The organism is Escherichia sp. E10V5, assembly GCF_004212315.1.
Taxonomy (GTDB): domain Bacteria; phylum Pseudomonadota; class Gammaproteobacteria; order Enterobacterales; family Enterobacteriaceae; genus Escherichia.
The window spans coordinates 57,831-77,045 of the sequence record NZ_RHJM01000009.1 but is presented as its reverse complement, the minus strand read 5'-3'; the positions used below and the strand labels follow the sequence as shown (position 1 = coordinate 77,045).

Here is a 19,215-nt window from a genome sequence, read left to right as displayed (position 1 = left end):
AGGATATAGAATATGCGTAAATTAACTGCACTGTTTGTTGCCTCTACCCTGGCTCTTGGCGCGGCTAACCTGGCCCACGCCGCTGACACCACTACCGCAGCACCGGCTGACGCGAAGCCGATGATGCACCATAAAGGCAAGTTCGGTCCGCATCAGGACATGATGTTCAAAGACCTGAACCTGACCGACGCGCAGAAACAGCAGATTCGTGAAATCATGAAAGGCCAGCGTGACCAGATGAAACGTCCGCCGCTGGAAGAACGCCGCGCAATGCATGACATCATCGCCAGCGATACTTTCGACAAAGCAAAAGCTGAAGCGCAGATTGCTAAAATGGAAGAACAGCGCAAAGCTAACATGCTGGCGCATATGGAAACCCAGAACAAGATTTACAACATCCTGACGCCGGAGCAGAAAAAGCAATTTAATGCTAATTTTGAGAAGCGTCTGACAGAACGCCCAGCGGGAAAAGGTAAAATGCCTGCAACTGCTGAATAATCTTTCAGCCAAAAAACTTAAGACCGCCGGTCTTGTCCACTACCTTGCAGTAAGGCGGTGGACAGGATCGGCGGTTTTCTTTTATGCGCCTGTGTCTGTCATTTTTGCGAAAACGTTAAGGTAAATCATACGAGTTGCCGATAACAATCCACGGTTGCCTGAGCGATAACAATGAAAAGAGCATGCCCGGAGCGAGTATGGAATACTTTGATATGCGTAAAATGTCGGTGAACCTGTGGCGAAACGCTGCCGGTGAAACTCGTGAGATCTGTAGTTTTCCCCCTGCGAAACGTGATTTTTACTGGCGTGCCAGCATTGCGTCCATTGCGGCCAATGGTGAATTTTCTTTATTTCCTGGGATGGAAAGAAGTGTGACGCTGCTGGAAGGCGGTGAGATGCTTCTTGAAAGCGCAGACCGTTTTAGCCATACCTTAAAGCCGTTACAGCCTTTTGCTTTTGCGGCGGACCAGGTGGTAAAAGCGAAACTGACGGAAGGGCAGATGTCGATGGATTTCAACATTATGACGCGCCTGGATGCCTGTAAGGCGAAAGTCAGAATTGCCGATCGCACGTTCACCACTTTTGGCTCACGCGGCGGGGTGGTGTTTGTGATTAGCGGGGCATGGCAACTGGGCGAAAAATTGTTAACCACCGACCAGGGCGCGTGCTGGTACGATGGCAAACACACCCTGCGGCTTTTGCAACCGCAAGGCAAACTGCTGTTCAGTGAAATTAACTGGCTTGCAGACCATTCACCGGATCAAGTTCAGTAATTTCATAGCGACTGGAAAGTAGTGGTTTACAAAGAATTTTATAACCATCGTGATCGAATCCGGCAGGCGTACGGATCAACGTTGCCGCCTCTTCCAGCGAATTAACTGCCCCCAGCCACAGCCAGTTATGAATAATATGGTATTGGGTCATTTCCGGGTGCTGTTCTTTCAACGCAACCGCACCTTGCCACGGCCAGCAGATCACCCGCAAACGTTCCAGCGACTGGAGCAGACGTTGAGCATGATCTTCATGGCTCTCTTTTCCGCAGCACGCTCCGGCGCAACGTTTTAGCGCCGACCGAAAGCAAGCACGACCGCGGCTTAACGGTTCCAGCCCGAGCAGGCCATAACAGAGCTTTTGTTCATCGGCGATTGTCTGTAATGCCTGTAATGCCGAGCGGCGATTGGCAAACAGGCCAAACAGGTTTGGCGCAGTAGAAAAATCCACGTCTTTGGCGTACACCACATCTACGCGTTTTTCATTCAGTTGCAGGGCGCAGAGCTGACGATTGCGGCGCAACCGTTTATTAAACAAAGGCTGTTGCTCTTTGATTAGACGCGCTTCAAGGAGCAGAGCGCCGATTTCGCCCGCGGTACATATCCAGCTAATGCGTCGGGATTGTCGCAGCATGGCCGCTTCATCCGGGGTACGTAAATGGGAAAGGACGCGGCTGCGGATGTTAACGCTTTTGCCGATATAGAGCGGCATAGTGTTACTTTCGCCATGAAACAGATACACACCGGGTCGGGTGGGTAAGTCAGTAAGAAATGAACGTAAATGTTCGGGATATTCATAAATTGCCGCCGCTTCAAATTCGAGCCGCGGGGAAGTTAAACGCCGTACCACTGTTTACTCCGAGTGCTGGTCATTTATCCAGTATAGCGAGTGGGTGGCGATTAAAAAAGAGGCAAGGCCGATGACAAATGTAAACTGCCAGATGCGCTACGCTTATCAGGCCTACTCGATTCCTGCAATGTATTTAATTTGCAAAGTTTTGCAGGCCGGATAAGACGTTTACGCCACATCCGGCATGAATAAAGTGTTTGGTGTCGACAATCTCAGGCGGGGAGGCCGCACTGTTTATTTTTTCCAGAAATCCTCGAAAACCGTAATGGGTGGGCGGCGTTTATGCTCGGTTTTCAGATACCAATTCTCAATCGTTCTGGCGACCTGTTCCGGGACATTTTTCCCTTCCAGATAGTCATCGATATTTTCATACGTTACGCCGAGCGCGACTTCATCTGGCAGTGACGGGCGGTCATCTTCCAGGTCGGCTGTTGGGGCCTTCTTATAGAGATGCTCAGGGCAACCTAACGCCGCCAGTAACTGTTTACCCTGACGTTTGTTCAGACGATACAGAGGGTTAATGTCTGTGCCACCATCACCATATTTAGTGAAGAATCCAGTAATGGCTTCTGCCGCATGATCGGTGCCAACTACGACGCCATTAGTCATACCCGCAATGCTGTATTGCGCTTTCATCCGCTCACGTGCTTTCTCATTGCCACGCACAAAATCGCTCAGTTCGATACCCGCTTCCCGCAATGCCTGTTCACTGGCGAGTACCGCGCCCTTGATATTGACGGTTAATACGCGATCCGGCTGAATAAAGGCAATGGCGTCCTGGCAATCTTGTTCGTCGGCCTGAACACCGTAGGGCAGGCGCACGGCGATAAATTGCAGTGATTCATTACCGGTTTCCTGGCGCAGTTCATTAATTGCCATCTGACACAACTTACCGGCAAGGGTAGAGTCCTGACCACCGCTAATGCCGAGTACCAGTGATTTAATGAACGGGTAGGTTTGTAGATAGCTTTTCAGAAAATCGACGCTACGACGAATTTCCTCTTCAGCATTAATCTGCGGTTTTGCGCCCAGCGCCTTTATTATTTGTTGCTGCAATGTCATTGAACCCCTCCAGACAGAAAAATAAAACTTCCTTAAAGCTAACCCGTTGCTACAGAAACGACAAGCGACAGCAGGTTGAATGGTGGTTAAAACGTCATACAGGAATCCTCTGAAAGCGAAACCGTTTCGCTCTCAGGCTTGAAAAAGCCCCCGATGTATTCCAGGCTTATCTAACACGCTGATAAACAAGAGGACGGAATATGAACAAGAATATGGCAGGAATTCTGGGTGCAGCGGCGGTATTAACCATGCTGGCAGGTTGTACGGCGTATGATCGTACCAAAGACCAGTTTGTACAGCCTGTGGTGAAAGACGTCAAAAAAGGCATGAGCCGGGCGCAGGTTGCACAAATTGCGGGTAAACCTTCGTCTGAAGTGAGCATGATCCATGCTCGTGGTACTTGCCAGACCTACATTCTGGGTCAACGTGATGGTAAAGCAGAAACCTATTTTGTCGCGTTAGATGATACCGGGCATGTGATCAATACCGGCTATCAGACCTGTGCCGAATACGACACTGATCCGCAGGCTGCGAAGTAATTCCTTCATCTGAAAGCTTGAGTCACAACGAAAACCGGCCATTGTGCCGGTTTTTTTATGCGCGTGTTCTTATTTGTTGACGCGAATTATTTAACCGAAATGTGAAGGTGGTCATAACAGCAGGTCAAGGAGAGACAATTTGTATAGTCAAAGAAATACTATTGCTCAGGTCAATACCGTATACTCTTTTCAGCCACCAAAAAAAGTCATGTTGGTTTCGCAAGTTACCCAGAGCATGGAAGCAGGTGAAGGCTTGCGGAGTGTCTGGCTGACAGATAATCGTTGATGAGGGCAGTTTTATGGAAAAGAAACACATTTATCTGTTTTGTTCTGCGGGCATGTCTACCTCTTTACTGGTATCAAAAATGCGCGCTCAGGCAGAAAAATATGAAGTTCCGGTCATTATTGAAGCATTTCCAGAAACGCTGGCTGGTGAAAAAGGGCTGAATGCCGATGTCGTTTTATTAGGGCCACAGATTGCTTATATGTTGCCCGAAATTCAGCGTTTGTTACCCAATAAACCGGTGGAAGTAATTGACTCGCTGTTATATGGCAAAGTCGATGGTTTAGGCGTGCTTAAGGCTGCAGTTGCAGCAATTAAAAAAGCCGCAGCAAATTAATTTTTAAATTTTCCCGTCAAAGAGTTATTTCATAAATCTATACCGCGATATTTAAGTTGCGGTTTTTAAGGGTATTTTTCTATGAGTAATGTTATTGCATCGCTTGAAAAGGTACTCCTCCCTTTTGCAGTTAAAATAGGAAAGCAGCCGCACGTTAATGCAATCAAAAACGGTTTTATTCGCTTAATGCCGTTAACCCTCGCAGGGGCGATGTTTGTATTAATTAATAACGTTTTCCTTAGCTTTGGGGAGGGGTCGTTTTTTTATTCCTTAGGTATTCGCCTCGACGCCTCGACCATTGAAACACTCAATGGTCTGAAAGGTATTGGCGGAAATGTTTATAACGGAACATTGGGGATTATGTCTTTAATGGCACCGTTCTTTATCGGCATGGCGCTGGCAGAAGAGCGTAAAGTCGATGCGCTGGCAGCGGGATTGTTATCCGTTGCGGCGTTTATGACCGTCACGCCTTATAGCGTCGGCGAGGCTTATGCCGTCGGCGCTAATTGGTTAGGCGGCGCGAATATCATCTCCGGGATTATTATCGGCCTGGTGGTGGCAGAAATGTTTACCTTTATTGTCCGCCGCAACTGGGTAATTAGACTGCCCGATAGCGTACCTGCGTCGGTATCGCGTTCTTTCTCTGCATTGATTCCCGGCTTTATTATTCTTTCCGTGATGGGGATTATTGCCTGGGCGCTGACGACCTGGGGCACAAACTTCCATCAGATCATCATGGATACCATCTCGACGCCGCTGGCATCGTTGGGTAGCGTGGTCGGCTGGGCGTATGTGATTTTTGTTCCACTGCTGTGGTTCTTCGGTATTCACGGCGCGCTGGCGCTGACTGCACTGGACAACGGCATCATGACGCCGTGGGCGTTGGAAAACATCGCGACCTACCAGCAATATGGTTCCGTCGAAGCGGCATTAGCTGCCGGTAAGACCTTCCATATCTGGGCCAAGCCGATGCTGGACTCCTTTATTTTCCTCGGTGGTAGTGGCGCGACCCTGGGCCTGATTTTGGCTATCTTTATTGCTTCTCGCCGTGCTGATTATCGTCAGGTGGCAAAACTGGCTCTGCCGTCAGGCATCTTCCAGATTAACGAACCGATTCTGTTTGGTCTGCCGATTATTATGAACCCGGTGATGTTTATCCCGTTTGTGCTGGTACAACCGATTCTGGCGGCAATCACCCTGGCGGCATATTACATGGGCATTATTCCACCAGTGACCAACATTGCGCCGTGGACCATGCCAACCGGTCTGGGAGCCTTCTTTAACACCAACGGTAGCGTCGCCGCCTTACTGGTCGCACTCTTTAACCTCGGTATCGCCACGCTGATTTATCTGCCATTTGTTGTGGTGGCTAACAAAGCACAAAACGTGATTGATAAAGAAGAGAGTGAAGAAGATATTGCTAACGCGCTGAAATTTTAATCGATATCGGCACAGGTAACGCTGTGCCGGGTAAGGAAAGTGAGGAACTGAGTATGATGGATCTCGACAATATCCCGGATACGCAAACCGAAGCCGAAGAACTGGAAGAAGTGGTGATGGGGCTTATCATCAACTCCGGGCAGGCGCGCAGTCTGGCGTATGCGGCGCTGAAACAGGCAAAGCAGGGCGATTTTGCGGCAGCAAAAGCGATGATGGATCAGTCACGAATGGCGTTGAATGAAGCGCATCTGGTACAGACGAAACTGATTGAAGGCGATGCGGGCGAAGGTAAGATGAAAGTGAGTCTGGTGCTGGTCCACGCTCAGGATCATTTAATGACCTCAATGCTTGCACGTGAACTGATTAGCGAATTAATTGAGCTTCATGAAAAATTGAAGGCATAAGGAGTTGATGATGCAGTCAGTGATTAACGCGCCGGAAATTGCCACAGCCCGTGAACAACAACTGTTTAATGGCAAAAACTTCCATGTGTTTATCTACAACAAAACTGAGAGTATCAGTGGGCTGCATCAACACGACTATTATGAATTCACCCTGGTGTTAACTGGTCGTTATTACCAAGAGATAAACGGTAAACGCGTGTTGCTGGAGCGGGGCGATTTTGTCTTTATTCCGTTGGGCTCGCACCATCAAAGTTTTTATGAGTTTGGCGCCACGCGTATATTAAATGTTGGGATCAGCAAACGTTTTTTTGAGCAGCATTATCTGCCGTTGTTGCCTTATTGCTTTGTCGCATCACAGGTATACCGGACCAATAGCGCTTTTCTCACCTATGTGGAAACGGTCATCTCTTCACTGAATTTCCGTGAAACCGGGCTGGAAGAGTTTGTTGAGACAGTGACTTTTTATGTTATCAACCGCTTACGTCATTACCGTGAAGAACAGGTAATTGATGATGTGCCTCAGTGGCTGAAAAGCACGGTTGAAAAGATGCATGATAAAGAGCAGTTTAGTGAAAATGCGTTGGAAAATATGGTGATACTGTCGGCGAAATCGCAGGAATATTTGACGCGTGCGACCCAGCGATATTATGGCAAAACGCCAATGCAAATTATTAATGAAATTCGCATTAATTTTGCCAAAAAACAACTGGAAATGACCAACTATTCGGTAACAGATATTGCATTTGAAGCCGGTTATAGTAGCCCCAGTCTGTTTATTAAAACGTTTAAGAAATTGACCTCGTTTACACCCAATAGCTATCGTAAAAAATTGACTGAATTTAATCAGTAGCCATTGTATCAGAACACTAAATTTACATGCTTGCTCTGTATAACCTGGTGTTTCCGGGTTATTCCTGACTTAGCGGCAGGCACGACGAATATCAGTATTTCCTAATGAAGGGAGAAATTATGAGCCAGAAATTAAAAGTCGTCACTATTGGTGGCGGGAGCAGCTATACCCCGGAATTACTGGAAGGGTTTATTAAACGTTATCACGAATTGCCGGTGAGTGAATTATGGCTGGTGGACATCGAAGAGGGTAAAGCGAAGCTGGATATTATTTTCGATCTCTGCCAGCGGATGATTGATAACGCTGGTGTACCAATGAAGCTTTATAAAACGCTTGATCGCCGCGAAGCATTGAAAGATGCCGATTTCGTCACCACCCAGCTGCGCGTAGGTCAATTACCAGCACGCGAACTCGATGAACGTATTCCGTTAAGTCATGGTTATCTCGGCCAGGAAACCAACGGTGCAGGTGGCCTGTTTAAAGGTCTGCGTACTATTCCGGTGATTTTTGACATAGTCAAAGATGTTGAAGAACTCTGCCCCAATGCCTGGGTGATTAACTTTACGAACCCAGCGGGAATGGTCACCGAAGCCGTTTATCGTCATACCGGATTTAAACGCTTTATCGGCGTGTGTAATATTCCGATTGGCATGAAGATGTTTATCAGCGATGTTTTAGCGTTGAATGAGAACGATGATTTATCTATCGATCTGTTCGGGCTGAACCACATGGTGTTTATTAAAGATGTTCTGGTAAATGGCAAGTCTCGCTTTGCCGAATTGCTTGATGGTGTGGCATCCGGGCAGTTAAAAGCGTCTGGCGTAAAAAATATTTTCGATCTGCCGTTTAGCGAAGGCTTAATTCGCTCACTGAATCTGTTGCCGTGCTCGTATCTGCTTTATTACTTCAAGCAAAAAGAGATGCTGGCGATTGAAATGGGTGAGTATTATAAAGGCGGTGCACGTGCACAGGTGGTACAGAAAGTCGAGAAACAACTCTTTGACCTGTATAAAAATCCGGACCTGAAAGTTAAGCCGAAAGAACTGGAACAGCGCGGCGGGGCATATTACTCAGATGCGGCGTGTGAAGTGATTAATGCTATCTACAACGACAAGCAAGCGGAACATTACGTTAATATCCCACATCATGGGCATATTGATAATATTCCGGCAGACTGGGCGGTAGAAATGACCTGTACACTGGGGCGCGATGGCGCGACGCCACATCCACGCATTACACACTTCGATGACAAAGTGATGGGCTTGATTCATACCATCAAAGGTTTTGAGATTGCCGCCAGTCACGCAGCCCTTAGCGGTGAATTTAACGATGTGTTACTGGCGCTCAACCTTAGCCCGCTGGTGCATTCCGATCGTGACGCGGAACTGCTGGCAAGAGAGATGATTCTGGCGCATGAGAAGTGGTTGCCAAACTTTGCTGACTGCATTGCAGAACTCAAAAAAGCACATTAACTGAGGCTGATTATGGAACGCTTACTGATTGTTAATGCTGATGACTTTGGCTTAAGTAGAGGCCAGAACTACGGCATTATCGAGGCCTGTCGTAATGGTATTGTCACCTCAACGACGGCGCTGGTAAATGGGGAAGCTATCGACCATGCGGTGCGGTTAAGTCGTGATGAGCCGAGTCTGGCAGTTGGGATGCACTTTGTCCTTACACTGGGTAAGCCGCTGACTGAGATGCCTGGGCTTACCCGGCAAGGTGTGTTGGGGAAATGGATCTGGCAGCTGGCAGAAGATGATGCCTTACCACTGGAAGAAATTTCCCAGGAACTCGCCAGCCAGTATCTGCGATTCATTGAATTGTTTGGCCGCAAACCAACACATCTTGATAGTCATCATCATGTGCATATGTTCCCGCAGATTTTCCCGATTGTGGCGAAGTTTGCGGCTGAAGAGGAGATTGCGTTGCGTATTGATCGCCAGCCAGTATTTAACGACGGTGATTTACCCGCAAATCTGCGCAGTTCACAGGGCTTCAGTAGTGCATTCTATGGTGAAGAGATCAGTGAATCACTGTTCCTGCAAGTGTTGGATGATTCCAGTCATCGCGGTGAACGCTCACTGGAAGTGATGTGCCATCCTGCGTTTGTCGATAATACAATTCGCCAGAGTGCTTACTGTTTCCCACGGTTAGCGGAACTGGATGTGTTAACATCGGCGTCGTTGAAGTATGCCATTGCCGAGCGTGGTTATCGGTTGGGTAGTTATCTGGATGTGTAGGTAAGGCTGTTTTGCCGGATGCGGCGTAAACACCTTGTTCGGCATACAATATATTTAAATTTCAAAGCATTATGAGCATCCGGTAAGCCTGATAAGCGCAGCGCATCAGGCAAAGGTGGCGCAATTTCGCCACCCATATTTACGCCGGAATTTTGTCAATCTTAGGCATACGTGACCAGACGCGGTGCGCCGCCATTAGCGTTAACAGTTCATCCATAAAACTACCGTCGGCGCTGTCGGCTTCCACAACCCCTTCTTCACTTTTGTCATCCACCTTAATTGTCGCTTTGAACTTGCGGGCGTCTCCCGCCAGCGCAATCGGTTTAAGGTGTTTGTAGGCTTCCATCAGGTAATAGTTCGCATCGCCGTTGTCTGCGATATCCGCAATATTACCGCAAGGGACAATGACCGCATCCACCGTCAGCGAAGGCGCTCCGGCAAAGGTAGCAGCAATTGGCAATACCGTGCCGTCATCGGCGGTTACTTCGCCCATCCGTGAATAAAGCAGCTTGGCATGAACGCCTCTGGCTTTCAGCGCCTTGAGAATGGCCAGCAGGTCTGCCGATCTCACTTCATCATTAAGCAAAATCGCTACCACACGGCCTTTGACATCACCGTCAGGAATGGCATACAGGCTTAATGTTGGGGCATTTTTCAGACCGTTGATGTCTGGTGGCGGGGTAATATTCAGTTGTTCATCAGTAAGTTCGATACCGAGATTTTCCGCCACAGCCTGCGCCAGAGCGAGATCGATATGTGCCAGTTGATCAACGACGCGTTCACGAATATACGGACGAGCAACTTTGCTCAATTCAAAGCTGAAGGCGTCGATAATGTGGCGCTGTTCAAACGGCGTCTGGCTTAGCCAGAACAGACGCGGATGGGAATAATATTCGCCAAACGATGGGCTGCGTTCGCGGACTTTGTTGCCTTCAACACGTTCCTGGTATGATTCAAATCCGCCGCGTTTCGGCCCCGGCGGTGTTTCGCGCGGCCAGTTGTCGTTGATCGAGTTTGGTTCGTAGTTTGCCGGATTGGTGTCGATTCCCATGCGGTGCATGCCGTCACGCTGGAAATTATGGTAAGGGCAGATCGGGCGGTTAATCGGAATTTCATGGAAATTTGGCCCACCAAGACGACTAATTTGTGTATCGGTATAAGAGAACAAACGCCCCTGCAATAACGGGTCGTTGGTGAAATCCAGACCGGGGACAATATGCCCTGGATGGAAAGCTACCTGTTCGTTTTCGGCAAAGAAGTTATCCGGGTTGCGGTTAAGCACCATTTTGCCGACGCGCTGTACTGGCACCAGTTCTTCCGGAATAAGTTTGGTTGGATCGAGAAGGTCGAAATCAAACTTGAATTCGTCTTCTTCCGGGATTAACTGGAAGCCCAGTTCGTATTCCGGGAAATTGCCTGCTTCAATGGCTTCCCACAGCTCACGGCGGTGGAAGTCCGGGTCACGTCCGGTGAGTTTCTGCGCTTCATCCCATACCAGCGAGGCTTTACCTGCCAGTGGTTTCCAGTGGAAACGCACAAACGTCGCTTTCCCTTCGGCGTTAATCAGGCGGAAAGTGTGGATGCCGAAACCTTCCATCGTACGGTAGCTGCGCGGGATCCCGCGATCCGACATCGCCCATATCACGTTATGCAGCGTTTCCGGTTGCAGGGAAACATAATCCCAGAATGTGTCGTGGGCGCTACCTCCCTGTGGGATCGCCCAGTGCGGTTCCGGTTTTACCGCATGAACAAAATCGGGGAATTTATGCGCATCCTGAATAAAGAAGATCGGCGTGTTGTTGCCGACAAGGTCAAAAATACCCTCTTCAGTATAGAATTTGGTGGCAAAACCGCGAATATCACGCACGGTATCTGCCGAGCCAGCACCACCCTGAACGGTCGAGAAACGGACAAATACTGGGGTGATTTTGTTCGGGTCAGACAGGAAGTCGGCTTTGGTAATATCGCTTAAGTTTTTATACGGCTGGAAATAACCATGAGCCGCAGATCCTCGCGCATGAACAATACGCTCCGGGATACGCTCATGGTCAAAGTGAGTGATCTTCTCGCGCAGAATAAAATCTTCCAGCAGCGTTGGACCACGGCTACCGGCACGCAGTGAGTTTTGATCGTCAGCGATGCGCACGCCCTGATTGGTGGTCAGCGCATAATTTTCACTACCTTTACGTACATCTTGCAGGGAATTGAGTTTTTCATTACGCGTATCAGGGGCTTTCAGACTGCCTGGCGCGGTAGGCTGCGCGCCTGGCGGGGTCGGTTCAGCCGCTGGGCGATGAGAGCCGTCCTCAGGTGCCAGTGAGTCCATTCCTGGTTTCGCTTCGTTCGAGTCGTGCAGGGGGGACTGGTGCTGATGTGGGGTCTTTTCGTTATGTTGCGACATTGAACTCGTCTCCTTATTTCATTGCTGAAAGGGCCGCTTTTTTGGTCAAAAAACCCTCTAACTATAGACCATCGGGGATGTCTCGCTCTGGAGGTGGTGTCGGCGAAAGTATTTGAAGATGTACGCAAAGCAGGACGGACGTGGGCTAAATCGGCTAAACTACATTTTTTCTGATTTTTAATATGCGTTTAGTGAAGCCAGTAATGAAGAAACCGCTACGTCAGCAAAACCGCCCGATTATTAGCTATGTCCCGCGCACGGAACCTGCGCCGCCGGAGCATGCGATTAAAATGGATTCGTTTCGTGATGTCTGGATATTACGTGGCAAATATGTAGCGTTTGTTCTGGTGGGGGAGTCATTCTTGCGCTCACCGGCGTTTAGTGTGCCGGAGGCGGCCCAGCGCTGGGCGAATCAGATTCGACAAGAGAATGAGGTCGAAGAGTAAAAAAACGCCTGTCGGGATGACAGGCGTTTTGCGTTATAAGCCAGGGTTAACGGTGAGCCAGTTCGGCGTCATCTTCGCTATCCAGAATGGATTTATCGGTCTGCTTCAGCCACTGGCTGGTCAGTGTACCTGCGGTCATAGAACCGCTGACGTTCAGTGCCGTACGGCCCATATCGATAAGTGGTTCAACGGAAATTAACAATGCCACCAGCGTTACCGGCAAGCCCATTGCAGGGAGTACAATCAGTGCGGCGAATGTTGCACCGCCACCAACGCCTGCAACACCTGCTGAACTCACAGTGACGATACCAACGAGTGTCGCAATCCACATTGGGTCTAGCGGATTAATGCCAACCGTAGGCGCAACCATCACTGCCAGCATTGCCGGATACAGCCCGGCACAGCCGTTTTGACCAATGGTCGCGCCGAAAGAAGCGGCGAAACTGGCGATGGATTCAGGAACACCCAGACGACGCGTTTGTGCTTCTACATTCAGCGGAATAGACGCAGCACTGGAGCGACTGGTGAAGGCAAACGTCAGCACTGGCCAGACTTTACGGAAGTATTTCAGTGGGCTTACGCCATTAATACCCAGCAGAATGCCATGCACTGCAAACATAATGATAAGACCGAGGTAGGACGCGACAACGAAGCTACCCAGTTTAATGATGTCTTGCAGGTTGGAGCCAGCAACGACTTTGGTCATCAGTGCCAGAACGCCGTATGGCGTCAGTTGCATGACCAAGCGAACCAGTTTCATCACCCAGCTTTGCAGCGTATCGATAGCGGTTAAGACTCGTTCACCTTTCGGCGCATCATCTTTCAGCAGTTTCAGTGCTGCAACGCCCAGGAAAGCCGCAAAAATTACCACGCTGATAATTGACGTCGGATTGGCACCGGTCAGATCGGCAAACGGGTTTTTCGGGATAAAGGACAAGACAAGCTGCGGAACGCTCAGGTCAGAGACTTTACCGACATAGTTGCTTTCGATAGCGTTCAGACGCGCAGTTTCAGCGCCACCCTGAACCAGCCCCTCAGCTGTCAGACCAAACAGATTAGTGACCAGTACACCGACCAGCGCCGCAATCAGCGTGGTAAACAGTAGCGTACCAATAGTCAGAAAACTGATTTTGCCTAGTTGAGACGCGTTATGCAGACGGGCAACCGCACTTAAAATGGAGGCAAATACCAGCGGCATGACGATCATTTGCAGTAGCTGAACATAGCCGTTACCGACAATGTTAAACCACTGAACAGAATCTTTAAGTACCTGGCTGTCAGAACCATAAATGGTATGCAGGGCAAGGCCAAAAACCACACCCATCACCAGACCTACCAGCACTTTTTTGGCCAGACTCCACTGTTTGTGGCGGGTTTGGGCCAGCGCAAACAGCAGCACAACGAACACTATGATGTTCGCAATTAATGGAAAGTTCATCCCCGTTCTCCTGATCTTATTATTTCTATCGCTACGCAGTAGCCATAGTGTTGAAGCAAGATTAACAGAACTGTGAGCTGGCTCTTATATTCAAATGGAATGGCTTATTCCAGAAAAGCGATTTTTGTTTTTTTAGTATTCAACCTGATGCTTAATAAGGCGATGAAACTCGATCTGCAAGGTATTAATCATTTGCGATGACCAACGCACGGCACTGTTTTCGGGCAGTGAATGGGGCATCCACACTGACCAGACAAACAACGCCATGCAGAGAAAACGTTCTAACTGGTTGCCTTTTTGTGGAACCAGAATTGGCAGACGGAAACGCCATCGGCACGGCCAGAGTAGGGGAACACCAGCAGGGGTCAGCATATCAGCAAGAATATGACTCAAATAACCGAGAACCATACCTTGCAGAGCATCAGCTGGAATAAACCAGCTTTCCGGAACTTTCAGATAAAAGGTCGCCAGTAGAGCAAACACCGCCAGCAGACTGTGGGTGAAGCCACGGTGACCAAAAGCGCGGGCAATGGGTTTTGATATCCACTTTAATCGCTGCCCAAGAAACGACTTTGGATGGTCAATATCCGGTAACAGACAAGTTAATATTGCAGAAGGGACAATATGCCACCAGTCACCCTGTGCCAGCACGGGTGTAAGCTCGGCATTTTTAGCAAACACCGCACAAGCAATAGAAAAGAGGAGGTGACCTTCCGCCGTCATGATAAAACTCACTAAACTGTCGATACGTACAGTATAGGGTTTTTATACAGTGCGCGGAAGTGGTGACGGTGTAACTCTTCATCATAATATGATGATAAAATCATCAGTTAAACGTGATTTCAGATAAGCAACCAGGGGCCGTGTCACCACGCCCCTTTTTATTAGCCGAGGAGGTCTTTCGTGGTGAGTTCTGTCAAGGATGAAAGTTTTACATTCGCCAACACAAAACGTGGATCATTTTGCGCTTCTGGTGCAGGAACGACGATGGAGCGCATTCGTGCTGCCTTCGAGGCGATCATGCCATTAACAGAGTCTTCCAGCGCCACGCAGGCGATTGGGTCAACGCCCAGTTTTGCTGCGCAGTCGAGATAAACCTGCGGATGTGGCTTGCTATAAGGCAATTTTTCGGCGGAGGCGAGGGCATCGAAACTGTCACGTAGGTCAAACATGGCCAGCACTTTTTCAAGCATATGCAGCGGTGACGCTGAAGCCAGGCCAACCAATAAGCCCTGCGCTTTACATAAAGCAACGGCTTCACGCACGCCAGGCAGTAATGGACGCGTCTCTTCAACCAGCGAAATGGCACGGGCAATTACCCGATCGACCACTTCCTGACGACTCGGTCCATTCCACGGTTGCCGGGCATACCACAGATCAACCACCATATCGATGCGTAAACCTAAGGTGTCCGGTAGCTCATTACGACGGGAGATGTCCACCCCCAGGCTTGCCATCACATCCAGTTCGGCCCGATCCCATAATGGTTCGGAATCGATAAGTAATCCATCCATATCAAAAATTGCAGCAAGAATCTGTCGTGGGGGTGACATTACAACCTCTCCTTTAGAGCATTATGTGTAAGGTATTAAGCAGTGCTTATGATTAAGCGCCTATCATATCGCCTTTAAAGAATGGGCGAAAACAGATATCTACAGGTAAACTAAGTGAATCGACGCGTCTTAATCAAGGAGAACTCATGACGTATCAACAAGCTGGACGCATTGCTATTTTGAAAAGGATTTTCGGTTGGGTGATTTTTATACCAACACTTGTTTCCACGTTGATTTCCTTGCTGAAGTTTATGAATATCCGGCAAGAAACCCAGGAAGGCATTAATGCGGTAATGCTCGACTTTGCCCATGTCATGATCGATATGATGCAAGCGAATACGCCTTTTTTGAATCTGTTCTGGTATAACTCGCCGACGCCCAATTTTAATGGTGGTGTGAACGTTATGTTCTGGGTGATCTTTATCCTGATTTTTGTCGGTCTGGCGTTGCAAGACTCTGGAGCACGCATGAGTCGTCAGGTGCGCTTCTTGCGCGAAGGCGTTGAAGATCAGCTCATTCTGGAGAAGGCTAAAGGGGAAGAGGGGTTAACGCGTGAACAGATCGAGTCGCGCATTGTCGTTCCACGCCATACTATCTTTACGCAGTTTTTTTCACTCTATATCCTGCCGGTCATTTGTATTGCTGCGGGATACGTGTTCTTTTCTCTGCTCGGTTTCATTTAATACAAAGGCCGCGCGGTGCGGCCATTATCATCGACTCCCGTCACGCGGCTAACAATCTATCCAATGATTGTTGAGCAATAACCAGATGTTGACCACCAAACAACCTTGCACGGTTTAGCAAAGTGTAAAGCTGGTAAATCGGTTGGCGTTCGAGGAAATCGGTCGGTAGCGGTGACACTGATTGATAACCATCATAGATTTGCGGAGGCTGTTCGGTATGTAGCGGCAACATCGCCAGATCGCACTCTCTGTCGCCCCAGTAACAAGCAGGGTCGAAAATATACGGACCATTCGGACCTAGCGCACAATTCCCTGACCATAGATCGCCGTGTAACAGTGATGGTTGCGGCTGATGTGAGGCCAGGCGCTGCTGGATATGCTCGACGATGGCGTCGATATTGCCGAAGGCGATCCCTTTTTCTGCTGCCAGCTCCAGTTGCCAACCAATCCGTTGTTCAGCAAAAAACGTTGACCAACGGCGTTGCCAGGTATTGGGTTGAGGGGTAGTAGAAAGGGCGTTATCGAAATCGAGGCCAAATTGTGGCTGGTCGCTCCATTGATGTAGATGCGCAATTTGCTGCCCTAAAATAAAGGCGTTATGTGCATCCAACGGCCGAGGAGGGAGATAATCCATCACCAGAAAACTGTAGTCACGGTCAGCGCCAACTGCCCACACCCGGGGTACGGTGACGGTTTTACTGCGAGACAATAACTCCAGTTGGTCGGCTTCGGCGGTAAAACCGGGAAGCAATTCTCTTTCATCACATTTGACGAAAAAGTCACGTCCTGCATAGCGCAAATGCCATGCGGCATGGACTTCCCCGCCAGGCAGTTCATTACGCAGTTCGATTTCGCCTTCACCTAACTGCTCGCTCAAAAGACGACTGATTACCTGCCACATGATGTCTCTCCCATGCTGTCTGCCAGATCATAAGGTTAGCGCAAGAATAAGGTGTAAAAACACGAGCTAACGCACACCACAGACTGATTATTGCCCAAAAATCTTTATTTGTTGCTATTCCATTCCTCCCAGGTTGTGATCCTTATCTCGGGGTCTTTGCCTGTAGCACTCTGGGCGAGTCCGGCAACGAGTTCTCTTATCTCATCTTCGTTTTGCGTACTGATAAGTCCAAAGGTATTCGTCCCGAGTTCATGGATATTCCCATCATCGTCTGTCATGGTCAGTGAAAAGCCATCGCGTGTCAGAAAGTTATTTAACTCATTAATTTCAGTTAATGTATCTTCATGCAACATGACGGTAATGACATAACGGACAAGATCGCCACCAGCCATAATTCACCTCTTTGTTATCACGTGATTTTTTAGCATAGTCGCAGAAACGCATTGCTGACAGGTTTGTGGTGATTCCCCCAACCGAGGGGGGAATGTCTCGATTAGCGGGAAAGGTAAGCGTAAATTTTTTGTGTATCGTCATGGGAGCACAGGCGTGTTCCTTGATTGAGTGTTGCGGCACTACCGGCAGCCACGCCAAAACGAACCATTTCATCAAGCGAGGCATTTTCTGCCAGCTTCAGCGTCATAGCCCCAACCATACTGTCGCCAGCACCGACGGTACTTTGGCTTTTTAGCGGCGGTGGCACAACCTGAATGCAGTTTTCGCTATCTACCCCCAACGCTCCTTGTGGACCAAGGGAAACGACGACCCGTTTGGCCTTACCACTATTAACAATTTCCTGCGCGGCTTTACGCACATCATCGGGTTGAGTGAGTTCGCGACCTACCAGTGCGCTGAGTTCTTTTTGGTTAGGTTTAACTAACTCGATATTGCCAATTGCCAGTGCTGCGCTTAAGGCTTCGCCGGAACTATCGACGATGCAGCGTATTCCTTGTTTTTGCGCAGCAGAAATAAGCTGCGTTAACTTTTCCAGTTTCACGCCTGGTGGCAGGCTTCCACTAATAACCAGAATAGCCCCAGACTCGATTTCCAGAACTTGTTCTTCAAGTTGACGAAATTCATCTTCGCTTAAAGCTGCGCCGGGCATGACAAAGCGATACTGCTCACCGCTGGATTCCACATGTACATGCAGATTCTGGCGGGTCCAGTCCTTCGCTTCGACAGTGGCAACAGGGACATTTTCATCGGCCAGCAGAGCGACGAGATGTTCGCCGGTCGCGCCGCCGGCCGGGAATATAGCCGTCGCGCTCCCGCCCAGATGAGCAATAGCGCGAGCGACATTAATACCACCGCCACCAGGTTCAAACACGGGGGCAGTACAGCGCAGTTTTCCTTCGGGGTAAATTTGCGGGGTTATTGTTGCGCTATCGAGAGAGGGCGCAAGTGTCAACGTATAGATACGTACCATCATTTCCTCCTATAGGCTGATTTCAGTCTGGCACTGAATCAGTGGAAAGTGAAGGAATTAACAATATGATTTATTAGATATTTATATAAAATTAATAAGGTAAAGATATATAAATAAATATCTGTTTTCGCAACGCGCTTATTCAAAAAATGAAATAAGAAGTCATTGCTAAGTTTTTCACTCCTTTTTATAATTTGTCACCTTTCCAGGGACGCTACTCTTTGATCCTTAAGAAAGTTTCCGGGACCGCGATGGTCTCTTTTTTTGTTGTACGGACTTTTAATAAATGAAGCTTTTGAAGACAGTTCCTGCCATCGTTATGTTGGCGGGGGGTATGTTTGCGTCTCTGACTGCAACTGCCGATGATTCCGTTTTTACTGTCATGGACGATCCTGCCAGCGCAAAAAAACCTTTCGAAGGTAATCTGAATGCAGGTTACCTTGCACAATCAGGCAACACGAAAAGTTCCTCACTGACGGCTGATACCACTATGACTTGGTATGGGCAGACGACTGCCTGGTCGCTGTGGGGAAATGCCAGCAATACTTCTTCTAATGATGAGCGTTCTTCGGAAAAATATGCAGTTGGTGGGCGTAGCCGTTTTAATTTAACTGATTATGATTATCTGTTTGGTCAGGCAAGTTGGCTGACAGACCGTTATAACGGCTATCGGGAACGAGATGTATTGACTGCGGGTTATGGTCGCCAGTTTTTAAATGGCCCGGTACACAGCTTCCGCTTTGAATTCGGTCCTGGCGTGCGTTACGACAAATATACCGATAATGCCAGTGAAACGCAGCCGCTGGGGTATGCCTCCGGAGCTTATGCGTGGCAGTTGACCGACAACGCTAAATTTACCCAGGGTGTATCGGTTTTTGGTGCTGAAGACACTACGCTGAACTCGGAAAGTGCATTAAATGTTGCCATCAATGAACATTTCGGTCTGAAGGTGGCCTACAACGTTACATGGAACTCTGAACCGCCTGAGTCTGCGCCGGAACATACCGATCGCCGCACCACGTTATCGCTGGGCTACAGGATGTAATAATGTGCCGGGCCGTGTTCTGCGGTCTGGCTGCATTGTTTGTTGATAG

21 protein-coding genes are annotated in these 19,215 nt (G+C 48.8%); 12 read left to right on the top strand and 9 right to left on the bottom strand.

The genetic code is table 11. From position 1 onward, the window contains the following. Nucleotides 1–12 precede the first annotated feature (12 nt). Together spy and ves are read left to right on the top strand one after the other, a co-directional pair. Nucleotides 13–498, top strand: a complete 486-nt coding sequence (gene spy, locus D9738_RS07285; RefSeq protein WP_130208314.1) for an ATP-independent periplasmic protein-refolding chaperone Spy — start codon at nt 13–15, stop codon at nt 496–498. Between the two features lie 197 nt (nt 499–695). After that, entirely contained in the window at nt 696–1,271 is a 576-nt protein-coding gene (gene ves, locus D9738_RS07280) for an environmental stress-induced protein Ves (protein ID WP_130259853.1), read from the top strand. On the opposite strand, the gene cho is transcribed toward ves, so the two are convergent. Together cho and nadE are read right to left on the bottom strand one after the other, a co-directional pair. Then, nucleotides 1,231–2,118 (bottom strand): excinuclease Cho, encoded by an 888-nt coding sequence (gene cho / locus D9738_RS07275; RefSeq protein ID WP_130259852.1) that lies wholly within the window; start codon nt 2,116–2,118, stop codon nt 1,231–1,233. The genes ves and cho overlap by 41 nt on opposite strands. A 234-nt stretch (nt 2,119–2,352) precedes the next feature. Continuing rightward, a complete protein-coding gene (gene nadE / locus D9738_RS07270) occupies nt 2,353–3,180 on the bottom strand; it encodes an ammonia-dependent NAD(+) synthetase (RefSeq protein ID WP_130259851.1) in 828 nt (275 codons plus the stop codon). A 200-nt stretch (nt 3,181–3,380) separates the two neighbouring features. Here nadE and osmE point away from each other — a divergent pair, with 200 nt between their 5' ends. The 7 genes from osmE to chbG all read left to right on the top strand — a co-directional run bounded on the left by osmE (nt 3,381) and on the right by chbG (nt 9,276). After that, nucleotides 3,381–3,719, top strand: coding sequence for an osmotically-inducible lipoprotein OsmE (gene osmE / locus D9738_RS07265; RefSeq protein WP_064529167.1), 339 nt, complete (start codon nt 3,381–3,383; stop codon nt 3,717–3,719). A 299-nt stretch (nt 3,720–4,018) separates the two neighbouring features. Then, on the top strand, nt 4,019–4,339 hold the full coding sequence (chbB, locus tag D9738_RS07255; RefSeq protein WP_000412160.1) for a PTS N,N'-diacetylchitobiose transporter subunit IIB: 321 nt from the start codon (nt 4,019–4,021) through the stop codon (nt 4,337–4,339). Between the two features lie 81 nt (nt 4,340–4,420). Next, nucleotides 4,421–5,779, top strand: a complete 1,359-nt coding sequence (gene chbC / locus D9738_RS07250; protein WP_130208308.1) for a PTS N,N'-diacetylchitobiose transporter subunit IIC — start codon at nt 4,421–4,423, stop codon at nt 5,777–5,779. A 53-nt stretch (nt 5,780–5,832) separates the two neighbouring features. Beyond that, nucleotides 5,833–6,183: a PTS N,N'-diacetylchitobiose transporter subunit IIA gene (gene chbA / locus D9738_RS07245; protein WP_064529165.1), complete on the top strand. Its 351-nt coding sequence runs from the start codon at nt 5,833–5,835 to the stop codon at nt 6,181–6,183. 7 nt (nt 6,184–6,190) lie between these two features. After that, a complete protein-coding gene (chbR, locus tag D9738_RS07240; RefSeq protein ID WP_171021378.1) occupies nt 6,191–7,033 on the top strand; it encodes a transcriptional regulator ChbR in 843 nt (280 codons plus the stop codon). A gap of 119 nt (nt 7,034–7,152) precedes the next feature. Next, nucleotides 7,153–8,505, top strand: a complete 1,353-nt coding sequence (gene celF, locus D9738_RS07235) for a 6-phospho-beta-glucosidase (protein ID WP_130259850.1) — start codon at nt 7,153–7,155, stop codon at nt 8,503–8,505. 12 nt (nt 8,506–8,517) lie between these two features. Continuing rightward, entirely contained in the window at nt 8,518–9,276 is a 759-nt protein-coding gene (gene chbG, locus D9738_RS07230; protein ID WP_130259849.1) for a chitin disaccharide deacetylase, read from the top strand. Nucleotides 9,277–9,415: 139 nt separating this feature from the next. On the opposite strand, the gene katE is transcribed toward chbG, so the two are convergent. Then, a complete protein-coding gene (gene katE / locus D9738_RS07225; protein ID WP_130259848.1) occupies nt 9,416–11,677 on the bottom strand; it encodes a catalase HPII in 2,262 nt (753 codons plus the stop codon). A gap of 182 nt (nt 11,678–11,859) precedes the next feature. Between katE and cedA the strand changes: the two genes are divergently transcribed. Further along, nucleotides 11,860–12,123, top strand: a complete 264-nt coding sequence (gene cedA, locus D9738_RS07220) for a cell division activator CedA (protein WP_130208300.1) — start codon at nt 11,860–11,862, stop codon at nt 12,121–12,123. 46 nt (nt 12,124–12,169) lie between these two features. Here cedA and tcyP read toward each other — a convergent pair whose 3' ends face one another. The 3 genes from tcyP to hxpB all read right to left on the bottom strand — a co-directional run bounded on the left by tcyP (nt 12,170) and on the right by hxpB (nt 15,114). Continuing rightward, entirely contained in the window at nt 12,170–13,561 is a 1,392-nt protein-coding gene (tcyP, locus tag D9738_RS07215; RefSeq protein WP_064529160.1) for a cystine/sulfocysteine:cation symporter, read from the bottom strand. 132 nt (nt 13,562–13,693) lie between these two features. Then, nucleotides 13,694–14,284: a metal-dependent hydrolase gene (locus D9738_RS07210; protein ID WP_064529159.1), complete on the bottom strand. Its 591-nt coding sequence runs from the start codon at nt 14,282–14,284 to the stop codon at nt 13,694–13,696. 161 nt (nt 14,285–14,445) lie between these two features. Further along, nucleotides 14,446–15,114, bottom strand: coding sequence for a hexitol phosphatase HxpB (gene hxpB, locus D9738_RS07205; RefSeq protein ID WP_130259847.1), 669 nt, complete (start codon nt 15,112–15,114; stop codon nt 14,446–14,448). Between the two features lie 146 nt (nt 15,115–15,260). On the opposite strand from hxpB, the gene D9738_RS07200 reads away from it, so the two are divergent. Then, nucleotides 15,261–15,797, top strand: a complete 537-nt coding sequence (locus tag D9738_RS07200; RefSeq protein WP_130208294.1) for a YniB family protein — start codon at nt 15,261–15,263, stop codon at nt 15,795–15,797. Between the two features lie 40 nt (nt 15,798–15,837). On the opposite strand, the gene D9738_RS07195 is transcribed toward D9738_RS07200, so the two are convergent. From D9738_RS07195 to pfkB, 3 genes are all read right to left on the bottom strand, one after another. Then, nucleotides 15,838–16,698: a fructosamine kinase family protein gene (locus tag D9738_RS07195; RefSeq protein WP_130208292.1), complete on the bottom strand. Its 861-nt coding sequence runs from the start codon at nt 16,696–16,698 to the stop codon at nt 15,838–15,840. A 104-nt stretch (nt 16,699–16,802) separates the two neighbouring features. Further along, on the bottom strand, nt 16,803–17,090 hold the full coding sequence (gene ghoS / locus D9738_RS07190; RefSeq protein ID WP_130218889.1) for a type V toxin-antitoxin system endoribonuclease antitoxin GhoS: 288 nt from the start codon (nt 17,088–17,090) through the stop codon (nt 16,803–16,805). Between the two features lie 101 nt (nt 17,091–17,191). Then, nucleotides 17,192–18,121: a 6-phosphofructokinase II gene (gene pfkB, locus D9738_RS07185; protein WP_130208719.1), complete on the bottom strand. Its 930-nt coding sequence runs from the start codon at nt 18,119–18,121 to the stop codon at nt 17,192–17,194. A 286-nt stretch (nt 18,122–18,407) separates the two neighbouring features. On the opposite strand from pfkB, the gene D9738_RS07180 reads away from it, so the two are divergent. Then, on the top strand, nt 18,408–19,166 hold the full coding sequence (locus D9738_RS07180; RefSeq protein WP_130208288.1) for a YdiY family protein: 759 nt from the start codon (nt 18,408–18,410) through the stop codon (nt 19,164–19,166). Nucleotides 19,167–19,215 lie beyond the last annotated feature (49 nt).